Origin of the sequence: Pseudomonas sp. Irchel s3f7 (assembly GCF_900187615.1) — a bacterium.
GTDB lineage: Bacteria > Pseudomonadota > Gammaproteobacteria > Pseudomonadales > Pseudomonadaceae > Aquipseudomonas.
Genome location: NZ_FYDO01000026.1, coordinates 1 through 22,533 on the forward strand (window position 1 = coordinate 1; position 22,533 = coordinate 22,533).

Annotated in this window: 25 protein-coding genes; 16 read left to right on the forward strand and 9 right to left on the reverse strand. The window is 58.3% G+C overall.

The features are described from left to right. Window positions 1–504: 504 nt before the first annotated feature. A complete protein-coding gene (locus CKW19_RS21155; protein WP_095059685.1) occupies window positions 505–1,725 on the reverse strand; it encodes a CaiB/BaiF CoA-transferase family protein in 1,221 nt (406 codons plus the stop codon). A gap of 13 nt (window positions 1,726–1,738) precedes the next feature. Further along, complete coding sequence (locus CKW19_RS21160; protein ID WP_095059686.1) at window positions 1,739–2,920, reverse strand: acyl-CoA dehydrogenase; 1,182 nt, start codon at window positions 2,918–2,920, stop codon at window positions 1,739–1,741. A 157-nt stretch (window positions 2,921–3,077) separates the two neighbouring features. Here CKW19_RS21160 and CKW19_RS21165 point away from each other — a divergent pair, with 157 nt between their 5' ends. The 10 genes from CKW19_RS21165 to CKW19_RS21210 all read left to right on the forward strand — a co-directional run bounded on the left by CKW19_RS21165 (window position 3,078) and on the right by CKW19_RS21210 (window position 12,945). Continuing rightward, window positions 3,078–3,977: a LysR family transcriptional regulator gene (locus CKW19_RS21165; RefSeq protein ID WP_095059687.1), complete on the forward strand. Its 900-nt coding sequence runs from the start codon at window positions 3,078–3,080 to the stop codon at window positions 3,975–3,977. A gap of 435 nt (window positions 3,978–4,412) precedes the next feature. Then, complete coding sequence (locus CKW19_RS21170) at window positions 4,413–5,534, forward strand: Re/Si-specific NAD(P)(+) transhydrogenase subunit alpha (protein ID WP_095059688.1); 1,122 nt, start codon at window positions 4,413–4,415, stop codon at window positions 5,532–5,534. Between the two features lie 11 nt (window positions 5,535–5,545). After that, window positions 5,546–5,899 carry an NAD(P) transhydrogenase subunit alpha gene (locus CKW19_RS21175; protein WP_057712569.1) on the forward strand — a complete coding sequence of 118 codons (354 nt, stop codon included), beginning with the start codon at window positions 5,546–5,548 and terminating at the stop codon, window positions 5,897–5,899. Continuing rightward, window positions 5,896–7,332, forward strand: coding sequence for an NAD(P)(+) transhydrogenase (Re/Si-specific) subunit beta (locus CKW19_RS21180; protein WP_095059689.1), 1,437 nt, complete (start codon window positions 5,896–5,898; stop codon window positions 7,330–7,332). The genes CKW19_RS21175 and CKW19_RS21180 overlap by 4 nt, the downstream gene beginning before the upstream one ends. 214 nt (window positions 7,333–7,546) lie before the next feature. Continuing rightward, window positions 7,547–9,040, forward strand: coding sequence for an acetyl-CoA hydrolase/transferase family protein (locus CKW19_RS21185; protein ID WP_095059690.1), 1,494 nt, complete (start codon window positions 7,547–7,549; stop codon window positions 9,038–9,040). Window positions 9,041–9,359: 319 nt separating this feature from the next. Beyond that, window positions 9,360–9,575 carry a DUF1127 domain-containing protein gene (locus CKW19_RS21190; RefSeq protein ID WP_095059691.1) on the forward strand — a complete coding sequence of 72 codons (216 nt, stop codon included), beginning with the start codon at window positions 9,360–9,362 and terminating at the stop codon, window positions 9,573–9,575. A gap of 323 nt (window positions 9,576–9,898) precedes the next feature. Continuing rightward, window positions 9,899–10,216, forward strand: coding sequence for a DUF2388 domain-containing protein (locus CKW19_RS21195; protein WP_095059692.1), 318 nt, complete (start codon window positions 9,899–9,901; stop codon window positions 10,214–10,216). 107 nt (window positions 10,217–10,323) lie between these two features. Next, on the forward strand, window positions 10,324–10,638 hold the full coding sequence (locus CKW19_RS21200) for a DUF2388 domain-containing protein (RefSeq protein WP_095059693.1): 315 nt from the start codon (window positions 10,324–10,326) through the stop codon (window positions 10,636–10,638). A 28-nt stretch (window positions 10,639–10,666) separates the two neighbouring features. Then, window positions 10,667–10,987 (forward strand): DUF2388 domain-containing protein, encoded by a 321-nt coding sequence (locus CKW19_RS21205; RefSeq protein ID WP_095059694.1) that lies wholly within the window; start codon window positions 10,667–10,669, stop codon window positions 10,985–10,987. Further along, the gene (locus CKW19_RS21210; protein WP_095059695.1) at window positions 10,984–12,945 is read left to right on the forward strand and encodes a DUF4105 domain-containing protein; all 1,962 of its coding nucleotides are present in this window, start codon (window positions 10,984–10,986) and stop codon (window positions 12,943–12,945) included. The genes CKW19_RS21205 and CKW19_RS21210 overlap by 4 nt, the downstream gene beginning before the upstream one ends. Before the next feature lie 100 nt (window positions 12,946–13,045). Here CKW19_RS21210 and trpA read toward each other — a convergent pair whose 3' ends face one another. Together trpA and trpB are read right to left on the reverse strand one after the other, a co-directional pair. Beyond that, entirely contained in the window at window positions 13,046–13,858 is an 813-nt protein-coding gene (gene trpA / locus CKW19_RS21215; protein WP_095059696.1) for a tryptophan synthase subunit alpha, read from the reverse strand. Further along, window positions 13,858–15,078: a tryptophan synthase subunit beta gene (trpB, locus tag CKW19_RS21220; RefSeq protein WP_008002146.1), complete on the reverse strand. Its 1,221-nt coding sequence runs from the start codon at window positions 15,076–15,078 to the stop codon at window positions 13,858–13,860. The genes trpA and trpB overlap by 1 nt, the downstream gene beginning before the upstream one ends. Before the next feature lie 112 nt (window positions 15,079–15,190). Between trpB and CKW19_RS21225 the strand changes: the two genes are divergently transcribed. After that, on the forward strand, window positions 15,191–16,084 hold the full coding sequence (locus tag CKW19_RS21225; RefSeq protein ID WP_095059697.1) for a LysR family transcriptional regulator: 894 nt from the start codon (window positions 15,191–15,193) through the stop codon (window positions 16,082–16,084). Here the strand turns inward: CKW19_RS21225 and CKW19_RS21230 are convergent. Continuing rightward, window positions 16,081–16,404, reverse strand: a complete 324-nt coding sequence (locus CKW19_RS21230) for a YqjD family protein (protein WP_095059698.1) — start codon at window positions 16,402–16,404, stop codon at window positions 16,081–16,083. The genes CKW19_RS21225 and CKW19_RS21230 overlap by 4 nt on opposite strands. 156 nt (window positions 16,405–16,560) lie before the next feature. Here CKW19_RS21230 and CKW19_RS21235 point away from each other — a divergent pair, with 156 nt between their 5' ends. Together CKW19_RS21235 and CKW19_RS21240 are read left to right on the forward strand one after the other, a co-directional pair. After that, complete coding sequence (locus CKW19_RS21235; protein WP_095059699.1) at window positions 16,561–16,776, forward strand: dodecin; 216 nt, start codon at window positions 16,561–16,563, stop codon at window positions 16,774–16,776. Window positions 16,777–16,898: 122 nt separating this feature from the next. Then, window positions 16,899–17,120 (forward strand): DUF1161 domain-containing protein, encoded by a 222-nt coding sequence (locus CKW19_RS21240; protein ID WP_095059779.1) that lies wholly within the window; start codon window positions 16,899–16,901, stop codon window positions 17,118–17,120. 67 nt (window positions 17,121–17,187) lie between these two features. Here CKW19_RS21240 and CKW19_RS21245 read toward each other — a convergent pair whose 3' ends face one another. Continuing rightward, on the reverse strand, window positions 17,188–18,189 hold the full coding sequence (locus CKW19_RS21245) for an LLM class flavin-dependent oxidoreductase (protein WP_095059700.1): 1,002 nt from the start codon (window positions 18,187–18,189) through the stop codon (window positions 17,188–17,190). Between the two features lie 238 nt (window positions 18,190–18,427). Between CKW19_RS21245 and CKW19_RS21250 the strand changes: the two genes are divergently transcribed. Both CKW19_RS21250 and CKW19_RS21255 read left to right on the forward strand, forming a co-directional pair. Continuing rightward, window positions 18,428–18,859 carry an OsmC family protein gene (locus CKW19_RS21250; RefSeq protein WP_095059701.1) on the forward strand — a complete coding sequence of 144 codons (432 nt, stop codon included), beginning with the start codon at window positions 18,428–18,430 and terminating at the stop codon, window positions 18,857–18,859. Between the two features lie 135 nt (window positions 18,860–18,994). Then, complete coding sequence (locus CKW19_RS21255) at window positions 18,995–19,228, forward strand: DUF1161 domain-containing protein (protein WP_095059702.1); 234 nt, start codon at window positions 18,995–18,997, stop codon at window positions 19,226–19,228. Between the two features lie 3 nt (window positions 19,229–19,231). Here CKW19_RS21255 and CKW19_RS21260 read toward each other — a convergent pair whose 3' ends face one another. Together CKW19_RS21260 and CKW19_RS21265 are read right to left on the reverse strand one after the other, a co-directional pair. After that, the gene (locus tag CKW19_RS21260; protein ID WP_095059703.1) at window positions 19,232–19,654 is read right to left on the reverse strand and encodes a hypothetical protein; all 423 of its coding nucleotides are present in this window, start codon (window positions 19,652–19,654) and stop codon (window positions 19,232–19,234) included. 40 nt (window positions 19,655–19,694) lie between these two features. Further along, window positions 19,695–20,117 carry a hypothetical protein gene (locus CKW19_RS21265; RefSeq protein ID WP_095059704.1) on the reverse strand — a complete coding sequence of 141 codons (423 nt, stop codon included), beginning with the start codon at window positions 20,115–20,117 and terminating at the stop codon, window positions 19,695–19,697. A 59-nt stretch (window positions 20,118–20,176) separates the two neighbouring features. Between CKW19_RS21265 and CKW19_RS21270 the strand changes: the two genes are divergently transcribed. Then, on the forward strand, window positions 20,177–21,280 hold the full coding sequence (locus tag CKW19_RS21270; protein ID WP_095059705.1) for an aminopeptidase: 1,104 nt from the start codon (window positions 20,177–20,179) through the stop codon (window positions 21,278–21,280). On the opposite strand, the gene CKW19_RS21275 is transcribed toward CKW19_RS21270, so the two are convergent. Then, entirely contained in the window at window positions 21,262–22,491 is a 1,230-nt protein-coding gene (locus tag CKW19_RS21275; RefSeq protein ID WP_095059706.1) for a nucleoside recognition domain-containing protein, read from the reverse strand. The genes CKW19_RS21270 and CKW19_RS21275 overlap by 19 nt on opposite strands. Window positions 22,492–22,533 lie beyond the last annotated feature (42 nt).

Below are 22,533 nucleotides of genomic sequence, written 5' to 3' on the forward strand. Positions count from 1 at the left end.
GGAGTAACTTGTGATGCTGATAATCTGTTGACTAGCAGTCTGACTCCACAAGCACCCACACGAATTGCTTGATTCAGTTGTTAAAGAGCGGTTGGTTAAGATCTTTCGTCTCAACCGAGGCGCGCATTCTACAGCAGCCTCATTTGCTGTCAAGTGGTTATTTTCAGAAGTTTTCAAGGATTTCCTTAACAACTTCAACCACTTGCGCTTCAGATCTCTCATCAGCGGGAGGCGAATTCTACAGCGTTACCCGCTGATGTCAACACCTCTTTTTCAACTTCCTTTTGGCTTCGATGAACTGAAGCAACCTGCTGCCGAAAACTGCGTAACTCTTTGTTTACCAAGGAATTTTCCGTTTCGACTGCGCCGGAAGTGGGGCGAATTATAGACACCTGAGATCTGCCGTCAAGCACTGATTTTGCTTTTCTATCAATAGCTTGCAGAAAGGACCTGCCTACCCTCTATATAGAGGTGCAAATACGCGCCTCTATATAGAAGACATAATCAAAGAACGCCGGACGCTTTGAAAGCAGACACCACCGAAGCATCCATTCCCAGCACCCGCTGTAACACCTCCAGCGTATGCTCACCCAGCAAAGGCGGCGCATTACGGTACTCCACCGGCGTCTCCGACAGACGAATCGGACTCGCTACCTGAGGCACTATTCCGGCCAGCGCATGCGGCAGTTCGATTGCCAAGCCACGCGCCTTGACCTGGGGATCGGCAAACATCTGTGCCAGATCATTGATAGGCCCGCACGGAACACCAGCTTGCTCCAGCTGTGCCACCCATTGCGCCGTAGTCTTGAACACTGTCGCCTGACGTATCAGCGGAATCAGCACTGCCCGGTTAGCCACCCGCAATTTGTTGGTCACAAAGCGCGGGTCGTCTGCCCACTGCGGCTGCCCAGCCACTTCCGCGAACTTGCGGAACTGTCCGTCATTACCCACGGTAAGGATGAAATCACCATCCGCCGTAGGAAAATCCTGATACGGCACGATGTTCGGATGAGCATTACCCAAACGTTTTGGCGCATTGCCCGTGGTCAGATAGTTCATCGCCTGGTTGGCCAGGCATGCCACCTGGACGTCGAGCAAGGCCATATCGATATGCTGACCACCACCATCGTGATCCCGATGCGCAAGCGCCGCCAGGATCGCGACTGTCGAGTAGAGCCCGGTCAGAATGTCCGTCAACGCGACGCCCACCTTCACCGGTCCTTCACCTTCTTCGCCTTCAGGTCGCCCAGTCAGGCTCATGAGCCCGCCCAACCCCTGGATCATGAAGTCATAACCAGCACGCTTGGCATACGGTCCAGTCTGACCAAACCCGGTAATCGAGCAATAGATCAGATCCGGATTGATTGCCTTCAGCGACTCATAGTCCAAACCATAAGCCGCCAGGCCTCCGACCTTGAAGTTCTCGATCAGGATGTCCGACTTGGCGGCCAGATCACGAACCAGTTTCTGCCCTTCTGGACGCGTGAAGTCGATGGTGACCGATTGCTTGTTGCGATTGGCCGACAGGTAGTAGGCGGCCTCGCTGGTGTTCTCGCCATAGGCGTCTTTAAGGAACGGCGGCCCCCAGGCACGCGTGTCATCACCGTTGCCCGGGCGCTCGACCTTGATCACTTCGGCGCCAAGGTCGGCCAGGATCTGCCCGGCCCAAGGCCCTGCCAGCACCCGCGATAAATCCAGTACCCGTAGATGCGATAGCGCGCCCATGGACGTTCTCCTATTAATAGAACGCCTGGAGGCCAGTCTGCGCACGACCCAGGATCAGTGCATGGACGTCGTGCGTACCTTCGTAGGTGTTCACCACTTCCAGGTTGACCAGGTGACGTGCAACGCCGAACTCATCGGAAATACCATTGCCACCCAGCATGTCACGAGCCATGCGGGCGATGTCCAGGGACTTGCCGCAAGAGTTGCGCTTCATCATCGAGGTGATTTCGACCGCCGCCGTGCCTTCATCCTTCATACGCCCCAGACGCAGGCAACCTTGCAGTGCCATGGTGATCTCGGTCTGCATGTCGGCCAGTTTTTTCTGGATCAACTGAGTAGCGGCCAATGGGCGACCGAACTGTTGACGATCCAGGGTGTACTGACGAGCGGTGTGCCAGCAGAACTCGGCGGCACCCAATGCACCCCAGGAGATGCCGTAGCGCGCGGAGTTGAGGCAGGTAAAAGGACCTTTCAGGCCACGGACATCCGGGAAGATGTTCTCTTCCGGAACAAACACGTTATCCATGACGATCTCACCGGTGATCGACGCCCGCAGGCCGACCTTGCCGTGAATCGCCGGAGCGCTCAGGCCTTTCCAGCCCTTTTCCAGTACGAAGCCACGGATGTCGCCAGCATCGTCCTTGCCCCAGACCACGAACACATCGGCGATCGGGCTGTTGGTGATCCACATTTTGCTGCCGGTCAGGCTGTAGCCGCCTTCGACTTTGCGTGCACGAGTAATCATCGCGCCCGGGTCGGAACCGTGGTTAGGCTCGGTCAGACCGAAGCAACCGATCCATTCACCCGACGCCAGTTTCGGCAGGTATTTCTGCTTCTGGGCTTCGGTACCGAATTCATTGATGGGCACCATCACCAGCGAAGACTGCACGCTCATCATCGAACGATAACCAGAGTCGATACGCTCGACTTCTCGGGCGATCAGGCCGTAGCTGACATAGTTCAGACCGCTGCCGCCGTATTCCTCCGGGATGGTGGCGCCCAACAGGCCAACTTCGCCCATCTCGCGGAAGATCGCCGGATCGGTCTTCTCATGGCGGAAAGCTTCAAGAATGCGAGGCGCAAGACTCTGCTGGGCGAATTGCGCAGCGGTGTCGCGAATCATGCGCTCTTCTTCAGTAAGCTGTTGATCCAGCAGCAGTGGATCGATCCAGTTGAAGCTAGCTTTACCGGCCATGAGTGTGTCCTCTCGAAACAGGTCAAATAACGTGGACTGATCCTAGGCCGGGTTCGTCGTCTCGGCAAACGAGGATTTCGCATACTGTTGTGCTAATTTCTCACTTCGAAACGTCGCAGAAGAGCCTTTATGCGATGCATTAGTGAGGTTGACGTACATGCGCAGGAAGATTCCCAGTACCACCGCCCTGATCAGCTTCGAGGCGGCAGCACGCCATGAAAGCTTTACCAAGGCAGCCCAGGAATTGTCGCTGACCCAAGGGGCGATTTGCCGACAGATCGCCAGCCTTGAGGAGTTCCTCAGCGTGGAACTGTTCCGACGCTCGAGACGCGGAGTGAAGCTGACGGAGGCCGGACTTTCCTACAGTCGCCGCGTCGCCACCCAGCTCGATGCCGTTGAACGAGACACGCTGTCGGTCATGGGCCAGCAGGGCGCCAATGTGATTGAGCTGGCCGTGGTTCCGACCTTCGGCACCCAGTGGTTGCTGCCGCGCCTCAAGGACTTCCAGCAAAAACACCCTGAGGTGACAGTCAACCTGACCAACCGCACACGCCCGTTTCTGTTTGCAGACACCGAATTCGACGCGGCAATCTATTTCGGCGATGCAGATTGGTCAGGTACGGAATCCCACAGGTTGATGGGTGAAAATCCGATGCCTGTGTGCAGCCCCAACTTACTGGGAAAAAAGCCTCTTCTGACGCCCGGCGAAATCGCTGACCTGCCCCTCCTGCAACAAACCACACGCCCTTACGCCTGGCGCCAATGGTTCGACTCTCAACACCTGAATGTCCCCCGAGACATGACAGGACCGCGCTACGAACTATTCTCCATGCTTGCCCAAGCAGCCATGCACGACATGGGCATTGCCCTGATCCCGCCGTTCCTGATTCAGCGTGAACTGGCCGAGAAACGCCTGGTGATTGCCAACCCTCAGGCACTCTCCAGCATTAAGGCCTATTACCTGATGATTCCAGAGCGAAAGGTCGAATCCGCGTCATTAAGGGCCTTTCGTGACTGGCTGGTAAATCAGGCCCACGGCTACAGCCTAGAAGGATAAAGGCTCGAAGCCATTATCTGACCTCGTAGTCAGCAAACACAAAGCCCTACAGATATAAGTATTTGTCGCGTAACAGCAAACTGTACTAAGCAGCCGAACAATCGTCCCACAAGCGCCGGTTGACGCGGCTTTGCGCCACTATTTTGCGACGATGCCGCATCATTCATACGGCCGATGTGCAAATTATTGAATTTCGCTCAAAATCCTTACAAAGCACGGTCTACAAGGGATCGGGCCTGTCGGTTGCGACATTCGGTCACGGGGTGACTTGTAGTTAATTTTCCGTCACCCGTCATAATCCCTTGAAGGGCACAAAGTTCGCCTGCAAAATGCCGCGCCCCGCCCTGATTTGGCGGGATCGTGCTGATCGGCCGCCCCAGCCGCACCATCCGTAGTGCATGGGTTTACTCAATAAGATCACGCAGGAGATTTGACGTGCACATTGGTGTTCCTCTCGAAACCCAGACCGGTGAAACACGGGTTGCTGCAACCCCGGAAACCATCAAGAAGCTGATCGGCCAGGGCCATAAGGTCACTGTACAAAGCGGCGCCGGCATTAATGCCAGCGTTGTCGACAGTGCCTATGAAGCGGCAGGCGCAAGCATTGGCAGCGCCAACGATGCGTTTGGTGCAGAGCTGATTCTCAAAGTTGTCGCCCCCAGTGACAGCGAGCTCGCACTGATCAAGAGCGGCACCATTGTGGTGGGCATGCTCAACCCGTTCAGCAATGAAACCATCGCAAAAATGGCCGAGTGCGGCATTACTGCCTTCGCTCTGGAAGCGGCGCCTCGTACCTCACGCGCCCAGAGCCTGGACGTGCTGTCCTCGCAAGCCAACATCGCCGGTTATAAAGCCGTGTTGCTGGCTGCTCACCACTATCCGCGCTTCATGCCAATGCTGATGACCGCTGCGGGCACCGTGAAAGCGGCGCGCGTGCTGATTCTCGGTGCCGGTGTTGCCGGCTTGCAGGCGATCGCCACGGCCAAACGCCTGGGTGCAGTGATCGAAGCGTCTGACGTGCGTCCTGCGGTTAAAGAGCAGATCGAATCCCTCGGCGCCAAGTTCGTTGACGTGCCGTACGAGACCGATGAAGAGCGTGAATGCGCCGTCGGTGTCGGCGGTTACGCACGCCCTATGCCAGCCAGCTGGATGCAGCGCCAGGCCGCGGCCGTACACGAACGCGCCAAGCAGGCTGACATCGTCATCACTACCGCACTGATTCCGGGTCGCAAGGCTCCGACGCTGTTGAGCGCGGAAACCGTGTCGCAGATGAAGCCGGGCTCGGTGGTCATCGACCTCGCGGCAGCCCAGGGCGGCAACTGCCCGCTGACCGTGGCCGATCAGGTGGTCATCGAGAATGGCGTGACCATTGTCGGCCCGACCAACCTGGCCGGCGCGGTGGCGGCTGACGCTTCGGCGCTGTATGCCCGCAACCTGCTGGACTTCATGAAACTGTTGTTCGATAAAGAAGGACAACTGGTGATCAACCTTGAAGACGACATCGTCGCCGCGTGCCTGATGTGCCGCGACGGCCAGATCGTGCGCAAGAACGGCTGAGGATAAAAACAATGGAAGACATGCTGATCTCTGACGGTATCTACAACCTGATCATCTTCGTGCTGGCGATTTATGTCGGTTACCACGTGGTCTGGAACGTGACGCCTGCGCTGCACACCCCGTTGATGGCGGTGACCAACGCGATCTCGGCGATCGTGATCGTCGGTGCCATGCTGGCAGCGGCTTTGACCGTGACGCCACTGGGCAAGACCATGGGCACTCTGGCTGTGGCCCTGGCCGCGGTGAACGTGTTCGGTGGCTTTTTGGTCACCCGTCGCATGCTGGAAATGTTCAAGAAGAAAGCGCCAGCAAAAGCGCCGGCCGCCAAGGCTGAAGCAGTCAAGGCTGAGGTGCAGCAAGCATGAGCATGAACCTGGTTACGTCCCTGTATTTGATCGCCTCGGTCTGCTTCATCCAGGCGCTCAAGGGCCTTTCGCACCCCACCACGTCGCGTCGCGGCAACCTGTTCGGCATGCTCGGCATGGGCCTGGCGATCCTCACCACGGTCGGCCTGATCTACAAGCTCGGTGCCGAACTGGCACAGGACGGTATCGTCTACGTGATCGTCGGCCTGCTGATCGGCGGTACCGCCGGTTCGATCATGGCCAAACGCGTTGAAATGACCAAGATGCCGGAGCTGGTCGCCTTCATGCACAGCATGATCGGTTTGGCTGCGGTGTTCATCGCCGTGGCTGCCGTGGTCGAGCCACAGTCGCTGGGGATCGTCCATCAGCTCGGCGACGCAATTCCGGCCGGTAATCGCCTGGAACTGTTCCTCGGCGCGGCCATTGGTGCAATCACCTTCTCCGGTTCGGTGATCGCGTTCGGCAAGCTGTCAGGCAAGTACAAGTTCCGCCTGTTCCAGGGTGCCCCGGTGCAGTTCACCGGCCAGCACAAGCTGAACCTGCTGCTGGGTCTGGCGACACTGGGCCTGGGCGTGACCTTCATGCTCACCGGCGACTACACCGCTTTCGCAGTGATGCTGGCCCTGGCCTTCGTGCTCGGCGTGCTGATCATCATCCCGATCGGTGGCGCCGACATGCCGGTCGTGGTGTCGATGCTCAACAGCTACTCCGGTTGGGCGGCAGCGGGTATCGGCTTCTCGCTGAACAACTCGATGCTGATCATCGCCGGTTCGCTGGTGGGTTCGTCCGGTGCGATCCTCTCGTACATCATGTGCAAGGCGATGAACCGTTCCTTCTTTAATGTGCTGCTCGGTGGCTTCGGCAATACGGCGGATGCGGCCGGCCCGGCGGGTTCGAAAGAAGCCCGTCCGGTGAAATCCGGTTCGGCTGACGACGCGACCTTCCTGCTGACCAACGCCGACACCGTGATCATCGTTCCGGGCTACGGCCTGGCGGTAGCGCGGGCACAGCACGCACTGAAAGAACTGACCGAGAAGCTAACTCATCGCGGCGTGACCGTGAAGTACGCGATCCACCCGGTTGCCGGTCGTATGCCGGGCCACATGAACGTATTGCTGGCCGAGGCCGAAGTGCCTTACGACCAGGTGTTCGAGATGGAAGACATCAACTCCGAGTTCGGCCAGGCCGACGTGGTATTGGTATTGGGCGCCAACGACGTGGTCAACCCGGCCGCCAAGAACGATCCGAAGTCGCCGATTGCCGGCATGCCGATCCTCGAAGCGTTCAAGGCCAAGACCATCATCGTCAACAAACGCTCGATGGCCAGCGGTTATGCCGGCCTGGACAACGAACTGTTCTACCTGGATAAAACCATGATGGTGTTCGGCGACGCTAAAAAGGTCATCGAAGACATGGTCAAAGCCGTCGAGTAATTCTGCGCGGCATACAGAACGCCCCGATTCGTCGGGGCGTTTTTGTTTGCGCAAATCGTCGGACAAAACTACGCTTTTGTTACCGATCCGGTAATGGTGTTTTGCTCAAAAGGCCCGAAATAGACAGCTCTTTTGCGACCTTGGTAGCGGGACAGGACTCGGCGTAATTCACTAGACTGCACGTCCTGTTACTTGTTGCCCGAGATAATAATCCATGTACCGTGACCGTATTCGCCTGCCTTCGTTGTTGGACAAAGTGATGGGCGCTGCCGAAGCCGCCGCCTTGATTGAAGACGGCATGACCGTCGGCATGAGTGGTTTCACCCGCGCCGGTGAAGCCAAGGCCGTGCCACAGGCACTGGCCGAACGCGCCAAGGTCACGCCGCTGAAGATCACCCTGATGACAGGTGCGAGCCTGGGCAACGACCTCGACAAGCAACTCACCGAAGCCGGCGTGCTGTCACGACGCATGCCGTTCCAGGTCGACAGCACCTTGCGCAAGGCGATCAACGCCGGCGAGGTCATGTTCATCGACCAGCATTTGTCCGAGACCGTGGAGCAATTGCGCAACCAGCAACTGAAGCTGCCGGACATCGCCGTGATTGAAGCTGTGGCAATCACCGAACAAGGGCACATTGTGCCGACGACTTCGGTGGGCAACTCGGCCAGCTTCGCGATTTTCGCCAAGCACGTCATTGTCGAAATCAATATGGCGCACAACCCGAACCTCGAAGGTCTGCACGACATCTACATCCCGACCTATCGCCCGACCCGCACGCCTATTCCGCTGGTCAAGGTCGATGACCGTATCGGCAGCACCGCCATCCCGATTCCACCGGAAAAGATTGTCGCCATCGTCATCACCAATCAGGGCGACTCGCCATCCACGGTGCTGGCGCCAGACGCCGAGACTCAGGGCATTGCCGACCACCTGATCAACTTCTTCAAGCAGGAAGTCGCGGCTGGGCGCATGACCAACAAGCTCGGCCCGCTGCAGGCCGGTATCGGCACCATTGCCAACTCGGTGATGTGCGGCCTGATCGATTCGCCGTTCGAAGACCTGACGATGTATTCCGAAGTACTTCAGGACTCGACCTTCGACCTGATCGACGCCGGCAAGCTGAGCTTTGCGTCGGGCAGCTCGATCACCTTGTCGAGTCGACGTAATGCCGACGTATTCGGCAACCTGGAGCGCTACAAGGACAAACTGGTGCTGCGCACGCAGGAGATTTCCAACCATCCTGAAGTCGTGCGCCGCCTGGGCATCATCGGCGTCAACACGGCGCTTGAGTTCGACCTCTACGGCAACGTCAACTCCACTCACGTTTGCGGTACGCGGATGATGAACGGGATCGGTGGTTCTGGCGATTTCGCGCGCAATGCGCATTTGTCCATCTTCGTGACCAAGTCGATCGCCAAGAACGGCGCGATCTCAAGCGTAGTGCCGATGGTCAGCCACGTAGACCACACCGAGCATGACGTCGACATCCTCGTCACCGAAGTCGGCCTGGCGGACCTGCGCGGCCTGGCGCCTCGGGAGCGGGCGCGCATCATCATCGATAATTGTGTGCACCCGGATTATCGCCAGGCGCTTGATGACTACTTCACAGCCGCTTGTGCTCTCGGTGGACACACCCCGCATATCCTGCGCGATGCACTGAGCTGGCACATCAACCTGGAAGAAACCGGGCAAATGCTGAAGAAGTAATTGATACAGATAGGAGCTGACGCAAACACAGTTTCGTCAGCTCCTCATTGTCCGTTTCTATTATTGAAAAAACTGTACTGCTGTACTGGTCATTTCCTACCGAAAAAGCCTACACCCTCCGACCAAAAACCTAAAAATGCACAGAATTAGTGCAGATAGGTACAGTTGCCTCAATTTAGACCAGTACACCCCCTATAAACAGTTAACTGAGCTCTCACAATACAGATGAACTGTATCTACAGAGACTAGGCAAAGAAGAGGAACATGGGCACCAGTTAAACCACTACCTGATCCCGCCACAAGCGGAAGGATGTCAACCATGGAACGTACACTCAGTTCCGAACTGTTCTTCGAAAACACTGCTGCAAAAACCCAGGCTTCCATGCCTCTGCGCGTTATCGCCAACCTGATGCTGTGGCAGCGCCGCATCTCCAGCCGCCACCAATTGGCTCGCCTGGATTCGCGTCTGCTGGCTGACGCCGGGATTAGCGAAGCACAACGCTACGAAGAGCTGAGCAAGCCGTTCTGGCGCTAAGTTAGCGTCGCTGGCTCTGACCTGAAGGGTCCACCGCCAGCACCCGAATTGAACAAACAAGACCCGTCGTGGGAAACCACGACGGGTCTTGTCGTTTAAGGGTCAAAAAAGTAAAAATAGTACAGTTTCACAAAATCAAAAAATGCACAGGTACAGTTGAACTGTAAGGTTTAACCTTGCAGCTGTTACACAGAGTTTTTTCAAGCAGGCTGGTCGACCGACATATACAGGCCTAATATCCAACCAGAACGGGGTGATCGAAGCTCCGGCGCTGAATGGCCGGGCACGCACCTCTCATCGAGCTTTTCCAAAGGAGTAACACCATGTCCCGACTACGTCTGCTCAGCGCTGCAGCCTTGCTTGCCGTGGCTGCCAATTCCCACGCCACCAGCTTCATCGTGACCACCGACGCCGTCGTTGGAGCACTCAAGTCGAGCTCCGATTCGACGTCCGACGTCACGTCGTCCTTCAAGGATGACAAGATCGTGCTTGCTGCCCGTGATGACGCTGCCAGCTTCGTCGCCAGCGAAGGCTCTATCCGCGGTGTAAAACTCGAAAGCGCACTCGACCACATTCGCCACCAGGCGCCTGCGTTGAATGCGACAGACGCACAGCTGGCGCAAGCCATCCTGTCGATCTAAGCGAAACCGCTGATATGGGACGCGCCGGTCGCGTCCCGATATTTCGGCGCTGGCTCTAGAATGGGCCTTACGCTAGCCTTGGGACTCACTTGCAACTGTCGAGTCTCATGCGTTTTCTTTCAAATCTGTTGATCGCTCCAGTGTTCCTTGCTCTTGGCTATAACGGTTCGGCCCAAGCCTACGACGCTTTCAACCTGTCTACCCAAGGCACGGTTGCCAGCGGTTACGCCACAAGCCTGGTGACCTCCGCCCCCTTCGACCATAAACTGCTCGACGCCCGGGATGATGCCGCGGCATTCATTGCCAGTGACGGTCGATTGAGAGGCGCGCAACTGGAAGCGGCCCTGCTGTATCTACGCCAGACCCAGCCGAAACTTCATGCTGGCGACCTTGAACTGGCACAGGCAATACTCGTCCAATAGTTATCCTTGTTTTATCTGGAGTCGTTCCATGCGTAACCCGCTCATTGCTGCCGTCTTAGGCCTGTTTCTGTTGGCCGACGTGGCCCAGGCACAAACTCTGGTCGCCACCAGTAACATTCTGATTCGCGCTACCCAGCGCACACTTGATTTCACTTCCGATACCACCACGTCCATTCGCGATTCGAAGATTGTCCGCGAAGCCCAGGACGATGCCGCCAGCTTCGTCGCCAGCAATGGCGATATTCGTGGCGCACACCTGGAGTCCGCGTTTGATTTGTTGCGCACCCGCGTGCCGGAAGCTCGTGATGCCAGTGACCAGGATCTCGCCGAAGCCATCCTCGCACTGTGAAGGGTCCAGGCGCCTGGCTGCTGGCCGGGGCCCTGTTGCTGCTTGGCAACACGGCCCACGCTGGCCTTCAATTACAGCTCAAGACCGAAGGTCTGACGCCCGCGCAACAGCAAGCCAGCCAGGCCCTGCTCGATGAAGCCATGCAGGCCCTGCCGCCGCGCTTCATCGAGCAACTGGACCGGCGCATTGATGTCGGCTGGACCGATGACATGCCCAAGAATGCCTACGGACAGGCATCACTGGTCTCGGAGCTCGATCTGAATCGCAATCTGTTGGCCAGCCTCACGGACGGCAGTGCCGCGACCAAAAAGACTTATCGCCCCCACGGCACTGTGCGCCGGGAAATGCTGGCCACCGTCCTGCATGAGTTGACTCATATTTATGATCGTTCGCGCCTGTGGTCGGATACCGAGCGCAAACTGATTCAGCGTTGCACCCAACGCAGTAACAGTTCGGGCCTGATTGGCATTCCGGACGAATGCCGGAGCCAATCCGATCGGCGCTTTACCCTCAGCGACGATCCGCGCCTGCTTGACCTCGCCGGGTGGCAGCAATACGTCGGCCGTCGTGGCGAGCGCGAACAGCACAACCGGCAGATCGCCCGCAGCCCGGACATCTACGAGACAAGCAGTCCGAAGGAGTTCGTCGCGGTCAACATGGAGTACTTCCTCCTCGACCCGAGCTACGCCTGCCGTCGCCCCGCGCTGTATCGCTACTACGAAGAACGCTTTGGCTGGGCGCCCGCTGCCAGGAACGCTTGCGGCCAAACCTTCGCCTTCCTCAATGCCGGTAATGACTTCGCCAAAACGCCGTTAGGCCACGTTGATCCGGAACGGGTCTACGCCGTTGACTATCTGCTGGCCGAGGCCAATCAGAACTGGGTCAGCCGCTGGGGCCACAGCATGTTGCGGCTGGTGATCTGCGCACCGGGCCGTCCACGCGGGCCGGATTGCCGGCTGGATCTGGATCAGCATCTGGTGCTGTCGTACCGCGCCTTCGTCGGCGACGTTCAACTGTCGAGCTGGGACGGACTTGTGGGTAAATACCCGTCACGCCTGTTTGTTTTGCCCCTTGCCCAGGTCATCGACGAATACACCAAGACCGAACTGCGCAGCCTGGCCTCCGTGCCGTTGAACCTGTCGCGCAGCGAGATCGATGGCGTGGTGGAGCGTGCCGCCGAAATGCACTGGAGTTACGACGGCAACTACTTCTTCCTGTCGAACAACTGCGCAGTGGAAGAGCTGAAACTGCTACGCGGCGGCACCAACAATGCGCAACTGGTCGCCCTCGACAACATCATGCCCAACGGTTTGCTGGAAGTGTTGAAAGGCCGCGGACTGGCGGACACCAGCGTGTTGAACGATCAACGGGAAGCCCTGCGTCTGGGCTATCGCTTCGACTCTTTCCGCGATCGTTATCAAGCCATGTTCGAAGTGCTGAAGAAGCACCTGCCGATCAAGCAGGACACCGTCGAAGAATGGCTGGACTTGAAAGCCCATGAGCGCCGCGAATGGTTCGGCCAGGCTGACTTGCGCACCAGCGCAGCCTTGCTGCTATTGGAACAGGCGAGCTTTCGGCGCCAGATGCTGTTGGCTCAGGATGAAGTGAAGCAGCGATATCTAGGCGCTCGAGAGCTGAAGAACGGCGGCATGGACAGGGCCAACGAAACGCTCAGGCAGATTCTCGACAACAGTGGCTTCCTCAGTCGCCCGGCGGAGTTGCTGGGCACTGGCGGTTATGGATTGCCGCAGCCAAGCGAGTCGCAGCATCTGGAAGCGGAAACCAGTTTGCGCCAGAAAAAACTCCAGGCACTGACCGGTGATCTCGACAAAGAGGTGAGGGCGCTGCTCGAACCGAGCCGAGCCGCCGAGATGGCCGCCAATGAAGCCAACGTGAAGCAAATCGGCGAACATCTGCGCAAACTGCATAAGGCATCGGGCGGACTGGAGTTGCCTTGATAGCTTAGAAAGCAAAGATCGCAGCCTGCGACAGCTCCTACAGATCACATTTCATCTGTAGGAGCTGTCGCAGGCTGCGATCTTTTGATGCACGTTACTTTCAGCTGATGCGGGCCTTGCGCACGCCTTCGGCCAACGCCGAGCAGAGGCTCAGCACGCCATCCACCGCTTGTTCCGGCGAGGTGGCATTGGCGATGTGATCGATCAATGCCGAACCCACCACAACACCGTCGGCCAGACGCGCGATAGACGCAGCCTGTTCAGGGGTGCGGATACCGAAACCGATGCTGATCGGCAGATCGGTATGACGACGCAGACGAGCGACGGCTTCTTCAACGTGCTCCAGCGTCGCGGCACCGGCACCGGTCACACCGGCCACCGATACGTAATACACAAACCCGGAGCTGCCGTTGAGAACGGTCGGCAGGCGGACATCGTCGGTGGTCGGCGTGGTCAGACGGATAAAGTCCAGGCCCGCGGCCTGCGCCGGGTCGCACAGCTCGCCGTTATGCTCCGGCGGCAGATCGACCACGATCAGGCCGTCAACGCCGGCCTCTTTGGCATCGGCGATGAAACGCGGCACGCCGTACATGTGGATCGGGTTGAAGTAACCCATCAACACCAGCGGCGTCTCTTGATTGCCTTCGCGGAACTCGCGGACCATTTGCAGGGTTTTCGCCAGATTCTGTTTGGCGCCCAACGCACGAATGTTGGCCAGTTGAATCGCCGGGCCATCGGCCATCGGATCGGTGAAGGGCATGCCCAGTTCGATCACGTCTGCACCAGCGGCCGGCAAGCCTTTGAGGATGGCCAGGGACGTGTCGTAGCTCGGGTCGCCCGCGGTGACGAAGGTCACCAGGGCGGCGCGGTTCTGTTCCTTGAGTTCGGCAAAACGCGTTTGCAGGCGGCTCATCAGTGTTTCTCCTGCTTGGATTGTTCCATGTGGTGCATCACGGTCTGCATGTCTTTGTCGCCACGGCCGGACAGGTTGACCACCATCAGGTGATCCTTCGGCAAGGTCGGTGCGCGCTTGAACACTTCGGCCAGGGCATGGGCACTTTCCAGGGCAGGAATGATGCCTTCCAGACGGCAGCACTGGTGGAACGCGGCGAGGGCTTCGTCGTCGGTCACCGAGGTGTATTGAACGCGGCCGATGTCATGCAACCAGGCGTGTTCCGGGCCGATGCCTGGGTAGTCCAGGCCAGCAGAAATCGAGTGGGCGTCGATGATCTGGCCATCGTCGTCCTGCAGCAGGAAGGTACGGTTGCCGTGCAATACGCCCGGTACGCCACCGTTCAGGCTCGCCGCATGCTTGCCGGTTTCGATGCCGTAGCCAGCGGCTTCAACGCCGATGATTTCGACGCTCTTGTCGTCGAGGAACGGGTGGAACAGGCCCATGGCGTTGGAACCACCGCCAATGCACGCTACCAGGCTGTCCGGCAGGCGGCCTTCCTGGGCTTGCAGCTGCTCACGGGTTTCCTTGCCGATCACGGCCTGGAAGTCGCGAACCATTGCAGGATATGGGTGTGGACCGGCCACAGTGCCGATCAGGTAGAACGTGCTGTCGACGTTGGTCACCCAGTCACGCAACGCTTCGTTCATCGCGTCTTTCAAGGTGCCGGTGCCCGCCACGACCGGGATCACTTCAGCGCCCAGCAGCTTCATGCGGAATACGTTGGCCTGCTGACGCTCAATGTCAGTGGTGCCCATGTAGATCACGCAGTCCAGACCGAAACGCGCAGCCACGGTGGCAGTGGCCACACCGTGCATGCCGGCGCCGGTTTCGGCGATGATGCGTTTTTTACCCATGCGCCGTGCCAGCAGGATCTGGCCGATGCAGTTGTTGATCTTGTGCGCGCCGGTGTGGTTCAGCTCTTCACGCTTGAGGTAGATCTTGGCGCCACCACAGAATTCGGTCAGGCGCTCGGCGAAATAGAGCGGGCTTGGACGACCGACGTAGTCACGCTGGAAATAGGCCAGCTCTTCCTTGAAGGCAGGATCTTCCTTGGCCAATTCGTATTCGCGGGCCAGGTCGAGGATCAGCGGCATCAGGGTTTCAGCGACGTAACGGCCGCCGAACGCGCCGAACAGGCCGTTGGCGTCGGGGCCGTTGCGCAGATTAGTCTGGGTCATGGGGCGCTCCAGTTGAATGCGTGAAGTGATAATGGGCTTCACTCTACCCCTGACGTCCTCGGCTGAAAACCGATAAGATCACCACAACCTGTCAGGAAAACTCACAGATCTAATGAGCCACGATCTCCCACCGCTGAACGCCTTGCGCGCCTTCGAAGCCACTGCTCGCTTAAACAGCGTCAGTCAGGCTGCCGAACAGCTGCACGTGACCCATGGCGCCGTCAGCCGTCAGTTGAAAGTGCTGGAAGAGCACTTGGGTGTGAGCCTGTTCATCAAGGAAGGTCGCGGCCTTAAACTCACAGATGCCGGCATGCGACTGCGCGATGTGAGCGCCGAAGCGTTTGAACGCTTGCGCACCGTGTGCGCTGAGCTCACGCAAAGCACCGCCGACGCACCCTTCGTGCTTGGTTGTTCGGGAAGCCTGTTGGCGCGCTGGTTCATCCCGCGCCTGGGACGGCTCAATGCGGATCTGCCAGACCTTCGGTTGCACCTGTCTGCCGGAGAAGGCGATCTCGACCCACGACGGCCGGGGCTGGACGCACTCCTGGTGTTCGCCGAACCGCCGTGGCCAGCGGACATGCAGGTCTTCGAACTGGCCAGCGAACGCATCGGACCGGTCATGAGCCCGCGCTTTGCCGGTTATGAAGGACTAAAACACTCGCCTGCTACGGCACTGCTGAGCGAACCACTGTTGCACACCACATCACGCCCACAAGCCTGGCCAAGCTGGGCGCAGCAGCGCGACCTCGACGCCGGGACATTGACGTATGGTCAGGGCTTCGAGCATTTGTATTACTTGCTGGAGGCTGCCGTTGCGGGGCTGGGTGTGGCGATTGCCCCCGAGCCGTTAGTGGCCGAGGACTTGAAGGCTGGCCGCCTGGTTGCACCTTGGGGTTTCAGCGAAACCTCGGCGCAACTGGCGTTGTGGCTGCCCAAGCGCGCCGCAGACGGACGCGCCCGGCAACTGGCGCAGTGGCTCAAGAATGAGCTGCGTCGAGCGGATTAATCACGCTTGCACAGCAAATAAGCAGCCAACAGGCCCAACGCACCCACCGCGACTCCGGCTGTTGTCCAGGGATGTTCCTGAGCGTAATCGCGGGTGGCGATCCCGGTTTCACGGGTTTTGACCTTGACCTCTTCATAGGCATCGGAGAGTAGGTGTCGCGAATGCGTCAACGCATTCTCGGCGTTGACTTTCAGGCTTTTCAGGGTTCTACGCGACTCGTCCGAGGTGTCGTCCTTAAGGCTTTCCAACGACTTGAGCAGACTCTCGATCTCGGCTTCCATGCTTTGCAATGAGGCTTTACGTAACGAAGTGCTGGCCATGGTGGCTCTCCTGCATTGGTGATGAGTAGCGTGTGTTGGTTGGGACTTCAGGTGAAGGAGAAAGTGCAGTAAATCTGAACTTCACTGCGGATGTGTCGACTGAAGTAATAGGAAAAATCACTGCTAGGCTGTAATTCACACGCCGAGGAGAACGCCATGACTGACCATCACACCTATAAGAAAGTCGAGCTGGTCGGCTCGTCCACCACCAGCATTGAAGATGCGATCAACAACGCACTGGCCGAAGCCAGTAAAACCATCAAGTATTTGGAATGGTTTGAAGTGACCGAAACCCGAGGGCATATCAAGGATGGCAAGGCCGCGCACTTTCAGGTGACCCTTAAGGTCGGGTTCCGGATTGCCAGCAGCTGACTTTAGTCTAGTCTTCTGAACTTGCGTGCTGGCCGTATGCCACAGGGAATGGCAAAGCGCTGTATGAGCGCGTCTGGCAGACCGCTGGATAACCCTTTTGATTCGACCAGGGGATGCAACCGATGAAGAAATTTATATTGGCAGCAGGTTTGTTGAGCCTTGCCGGTTCTGTGTTTGCGGCCGGCAAGCCATGCGAAGAACTGAAAGCCGAAATCGCAGCGAAACTGGATGCCAAGGGCGTTTCCGGTTATTCACTGGAAATCGTCGATAAAGGCGCTGAGGCCGGCGGACAAATCGTCGGCACCTGTGAAAGCGGCACCAAGGTCATTGTTTACAAGCGATAGCCCGATTTCTGTGCGTTATTAAAAGCCGACGCCAAGGCGTCGGCTTTTTTGTCATCGGGTTTTCGCATCAACCTTTCATGACTTGCGCCAGCAGTTCGTAGGAATGCACGCGATCGGAATGTTCGTACAAGTCACAGGTAAAAATCAGCTCGTCCGCCTGAGTCTGCTCAATGAGCACGTCCAGTTTGGCGCGGATTTTCTGCGGGCTGCCCACCATGGCCAACCCCAGGAAATCACGCACAGCTTCTCGCTCATGGGGTAGCCACAGGCCATCCATGGATTCCACCGGCGGACGCTGCACCAGGCTCTGACCACGCATGAGCGCGAGAATCCTTTGGTACACCGACGTCGCCAGGTAATCGGCTTGCTCATCGGTGTCGGCAGCCACCAGCGGCACACCGAGCATCACGTAGGGTTTGTCCAACACGGCCGATGGCTTGAAATGGTTGCGATAGACGCGAATCGCCTCGTGCATGTAGCGCGGCGCGAAATGTGAGGCGAATGCGTAGGGCAAACCGCGCTCACCTGCCAGTTGTGCACTGAACAGGCTCGAACCCAACAGCCAGACCGGTACATTCGTACCGGTGCCCGGCATTGCGATGATGCGTTGGTCCGGGGTTCGCGGGCCTAGGTAGCGGACCAGTTCGGCGACATCTTCCGGGAAGTCATCGGCGCTGCCGGAGCGTTCACGGCGCAGCGCGCGCGCGGTCATCTGATCGGAGCCAGGCGCACGGCCAAGGCCCAGATCGATCCGGCCAGGATAGAGGCTTTCCAGGGTGCCGAACTGCTCCGCGATCACCAGCGGCGCGTGGTTGGGTAACATCACGCCACCCGAACCGACACGAATGGTCGATGTGCCGCCCGCAAGATAGCCGAGCAGCACCGATGTAGCGGAACTGGCGATGCCATCCATGTTGTGGTGCTCGGCGACCCAGAAGCGGTTGTAGCCGAACTTCTCGACGTGTTGCGCCAGGTCCAGCGAGTTGCGCAGCGACTGGGCGGGGCTGCCGTTCTCGCGCACAGGCACCAGATCGAGGGTCGAGAACTTGATATCGGACAGTCGTTTCATAAACCTGCTTCTCCAAATGAGGGCGCAGGTTTTTATGCGAGCAAAAACCTGCCGAATCCAAAGGCGTGTTTCATGCAATGTGGGCATATACCCGAGATTCAATAGCCGGGTAAAAAATCCTGCAAAAAAAGCGTCCCGATCGGACAGGATGAACTTTGCGCCTCGGTCTATCCTCACAACCCTGCTAATCGAAAACCACAAAGGCGTGACATTTCGCGCCGCTCTTGAGGAGACAGGCATGGCTATCACCAAGAAAGCATCGGCTCATTGGGAAGGGGACCTGAAAACCGGCATCGGCTCGATTTCCACGGAAACCGGCGTACTCAGAGAGGCACCTTATGGCTTCAAAGCGCGCTTCGAGGGCGGCAAAGGTACCAACCCGGAAGAGCTGATCGGCGCAGCCCACGCGGGTTGTTTCTCCATGGCGTTTTCAATGATTCTGGGGGAGGCGGGGCTGAAAGCCGACAGCATCGATACCAACGCTGAAGTGACTCTGGACCAGGTGGATGGCGGCTTTGCGATCACGGCCGTGAAACTGATCCTCAAGGCGAAAATCCCCGACGCAACTCAAGCCCAGTTCGAAGAGCTGAGCAACAAGGCTAAAGAAGGCTGTCCGGTGTCCAAAGTGCTGAATGCGAAAATCAGCCTGGATGCGACGCTGGTTGGCTAATACGCTTGCGCTTCGCAGCCTTCGGGCTGCGAACTTTTTGCCCTGAAACAAAACCTGAACGGCAAAACTGTGGTCGAATAAATGACAGCAGCCAAAACGCATTACCGTGCGTGCTGCCTCAAAGGAGCTTCAACCATGAAACGTTTTGCCTTGGTGGTTATCTGTTGCGCGCTGGCCACATCGGCGATCGCCGCACCGAAACCCTGTGAAGAACTCAAGGCCGAGATCGAAGCCAAGATCCAGGCCAGCGGAGTAACCTCCTACACGCTTGAAATCGTCACCAACGACGAAGTGCACGACAAGAATATGGTCGTGGGTTCGTGTGAAAACGGCACCAAGAAGATCATCTACCAGAAGAACGACCGCTGACACTCACATCAGGCAGTAGGCTTCCCGATCTTCAGCGACGATCTCCCGCTTGGCGTTATACAGCCGGGCGCCAGGGGTGAAGGCGATTGAGCGGCCTTCGAGCACGTAACGCTGACCGGCTTCGAAATGATCATATCTGATGGTCAGGTAGCAAAGCCGTTCCGAGGGCCCACTCATCATACTCATGCCCCCGCCACCGGGTACTTCGAAGTCGAACCGGACGACCAGCTCATGGCTGCCGGGCAACACTTCGAAATAACGCCCGTCGCGCAATCGCTGCTTGTCGAGGCGCTCGGCCATCAACAACTTGTCGTTAGGGAAGGGCGTAGAGAACTCCACCCAGGCCATTTGAGGATTGGGTGTCGGCATCGGGGTTTGGCAGCCCGCGACCACACTGGCGGCGAACAACAGCATCAACCTGCGCATGTTGGATGTCTCAAGGGGTAGGCATCCAGCATAACGCTGATCAGGTGCGTTGGCAGCCCGCCGGCGTGCCCTGACCAATCACTTTGCGCTGTTGATCGTAGAGCTTTGCCCAAGGCCGGAAACCGATATTGCCCGCCTGCAGTTCATAGCGCTCGCCGGCATTGAATTCCTTGAATTTCACGTTGATCTGACAATCGCGCCACAGCGGCTCAGCGTCGGGCCCGATGTTGGTGGGTTGCACGGTGAACTGGTAGCGAACGGTCAACTCATGGCTGCCGGGTTGAACCTCAAAGTAGCGCTTGTCCTCAGTGGCCTTGTCGTCGACCTCCAGTGCCTGCAAAGCCGTATCTTCTTGTTGTGAATCCAGATCGATCCAGGCTTGCGAGGGATCGTGGTGCGGTAGTCCAAATCCAGCACAGCCAGCCAGCAACAGCAGGCTTCCCGTCAGCATCAACATGCGCATAGCGGAGCTCCAGTCAGGCGGGATAGTCTTGCGGGCAGACTCTCCAGGGTAAATTCATTTTGATCAGGCCACTTCCAAGCCTTGGGTTACTTGATCGCGTTTTTCGCGTTTTGTTTCCGGGTGTGATGTTTTTGTTGCTCAACGGTTGCAGCAGCGTCAGCTATTACAGTCAGTTGGCCAGTGGCCAGCTGCAACTGTTGCGAGCGCGGGAGCCTGTTTCCGAAGTGATCGCCGATCCGGCTCGCGATCAAAAACTGCGCGCTCACCTGGCCCAATCACAAACGGCCCGGACGTTCGCCAGCCAGCAGCTGCGTCTACCGGACAACCAGAGCTATCGCCTGTACGCCGATATTGGCCGGCCATATGTGGTCTGGAATGTTTTCGTCACGCCGGAGTTTTCCCTGACCCCGCAAAACCACTGCTTTCCCATTGCGGGTTGCGTGGCCTATCGCGGTTATTACAGCCAGAGCGCGGCTCGCGGTGAAGCAGCCCTGCAACGTCTGCAAGGGATGGATGTGTCGATTGGCGGTGTCGAGGCCTATTCGACACTCGGCTGGTTCAACGATCCGATCTTGAATTCGATGATGGGTTGGGGCGATGAACGACTGGCTACGCTGATTTTTCACGAGTTGGCGCATCAGCGTATGTATGTGAAGGACGACACCGAGTTCAACGAGTCATTTGCCACGTTTGTCGAGCAAGAGGGCACTCGCCAGTGGCGCGCCTTTCGCAACCTTCCTCCCGATAACAATGCGCAGGCACGCCAGCGTGACCAGTTCATTGAGCTAGTGCTGGACACCCGCAGCCGATTGGAGAAGCTCTATGCGCAGCCATTGCCGGCCGAACAAATGCGTCAGCGCAAAGCGGCGGAGTTTGAGCGGTTACGTGGCGAATACCGGCAAATGCGCGACCGTCAGTGGGCAGGCGACAAACGCTATGACGCCTGGATCAATGCTCCGATGAACAATGCCCGATTACTGCCGTTTGGCCTGTATGACCAATGGGTACCTGCGTTTGTCGCATTGTTCAACCAGGCGGGCGGTGACTGGCTGAAGTTCTACGCCGCCGTGGAAACGCTTGGCGCCTTGCCGCTAGAGGAGCGCAAGACAGCACTCAAAGCGCTGTCCGGATCAGCAAGCGCCCATCAACCGAAGAACCAGTAGCAAACACCGATCGCACCGAGCACCCCGGCCAGCTCCGCCAGCAGCGCACAACCGACCGCATGCCGAGCGCGCTGGATGCCCACGGCGCCGAAGTACACCGCCAGCACATAGAACGTCGTTTCGGTGCTGCCCTGGACGGTTGCCGCCACCAGCGCCGGGAAGCTGTCTACGCCCGAGGTCTTCATGGTTTCAATCAACATCGCCCGGGCAGCGCTGCCGGAGAAGGGTTTGACCATGGCGGTTGGCAGCGCATCGACGAACCGCGTATCCCAACCGGCCCATTCCACCAGATGACGAATCCCGTCCAGGCCAAAATCCAGCGCCCCGGACGCCCGCAGCACGCCCACCGCACACAGCATCGCCACCAGATACGGCAGCAGGTTCTTCGCGACATCGAAGCCTTCTTTGGCACCCTCGACGAAGGCCTCGTAGACCTTCACTTTGCGCAGCGCGCCGATCACAAGGAACAGCATGATCAGACCGAACAGCGTCAGGTTGCCGAGGATCGATGACAAACCGGCCAGTGCGGCGGCCGACATCGTGCCCAACAGCGCCATGAAGCCACCGAGGATGAGGGCACCGGGAATCATGTAGGCCAGCACCACCGGGTCCCAGATGCGCAGGCGTTGCATGAAGGCCACGGATAAAAAGCCGACGATGGTCGAGCAACTGGTGGCCAGCAGAATGGGCAGGAACACCAGCGTCGGGTCAGGCGCGCCTTGTTGGGCGCGGTACATGAAGATCGTCACCGGCAACAGCGTCAGGGACGACGCGTTGAGCACCAGGAACAGGATCTGCGCGTTACTGGCGATGGTGGCGCTGGGATTGAGCTCCTGCAGGGCCTTCATGGCTTTGAGGCCAATCGGCGTGGCTGCGTTGTCCAGGCCCAGGCCGTTGGCGGCGAAGTTCAGGGTGATCAGGCCGATGGCCGGGTGACCGGGCGGGACTTCCGGCATCAGGCGCAAAAACAGCGGGCCGAGCGCCTTGGCCAGCCATTCGACGATCCCGGCTTTCTCGGCGATCCGCAGAAAGCCGAGCCAGAGGGTGAGGGTGCCGAACAGCAGGACCATCACTTCGACCGACAGCTTGGCCATGGCGAAAATGCTCTCCACCATCGCCGCAAAAATCCCGGCATTACCGCCGACCAGCCACTGCACCAGCGCCGATATTGCGGCCACAACGAAGAAGCCAAGCCACAGGCCATTAAGCATCAGTCAAATCCCCCAAAAGATGCGCGAATGATAGCGGGGTGG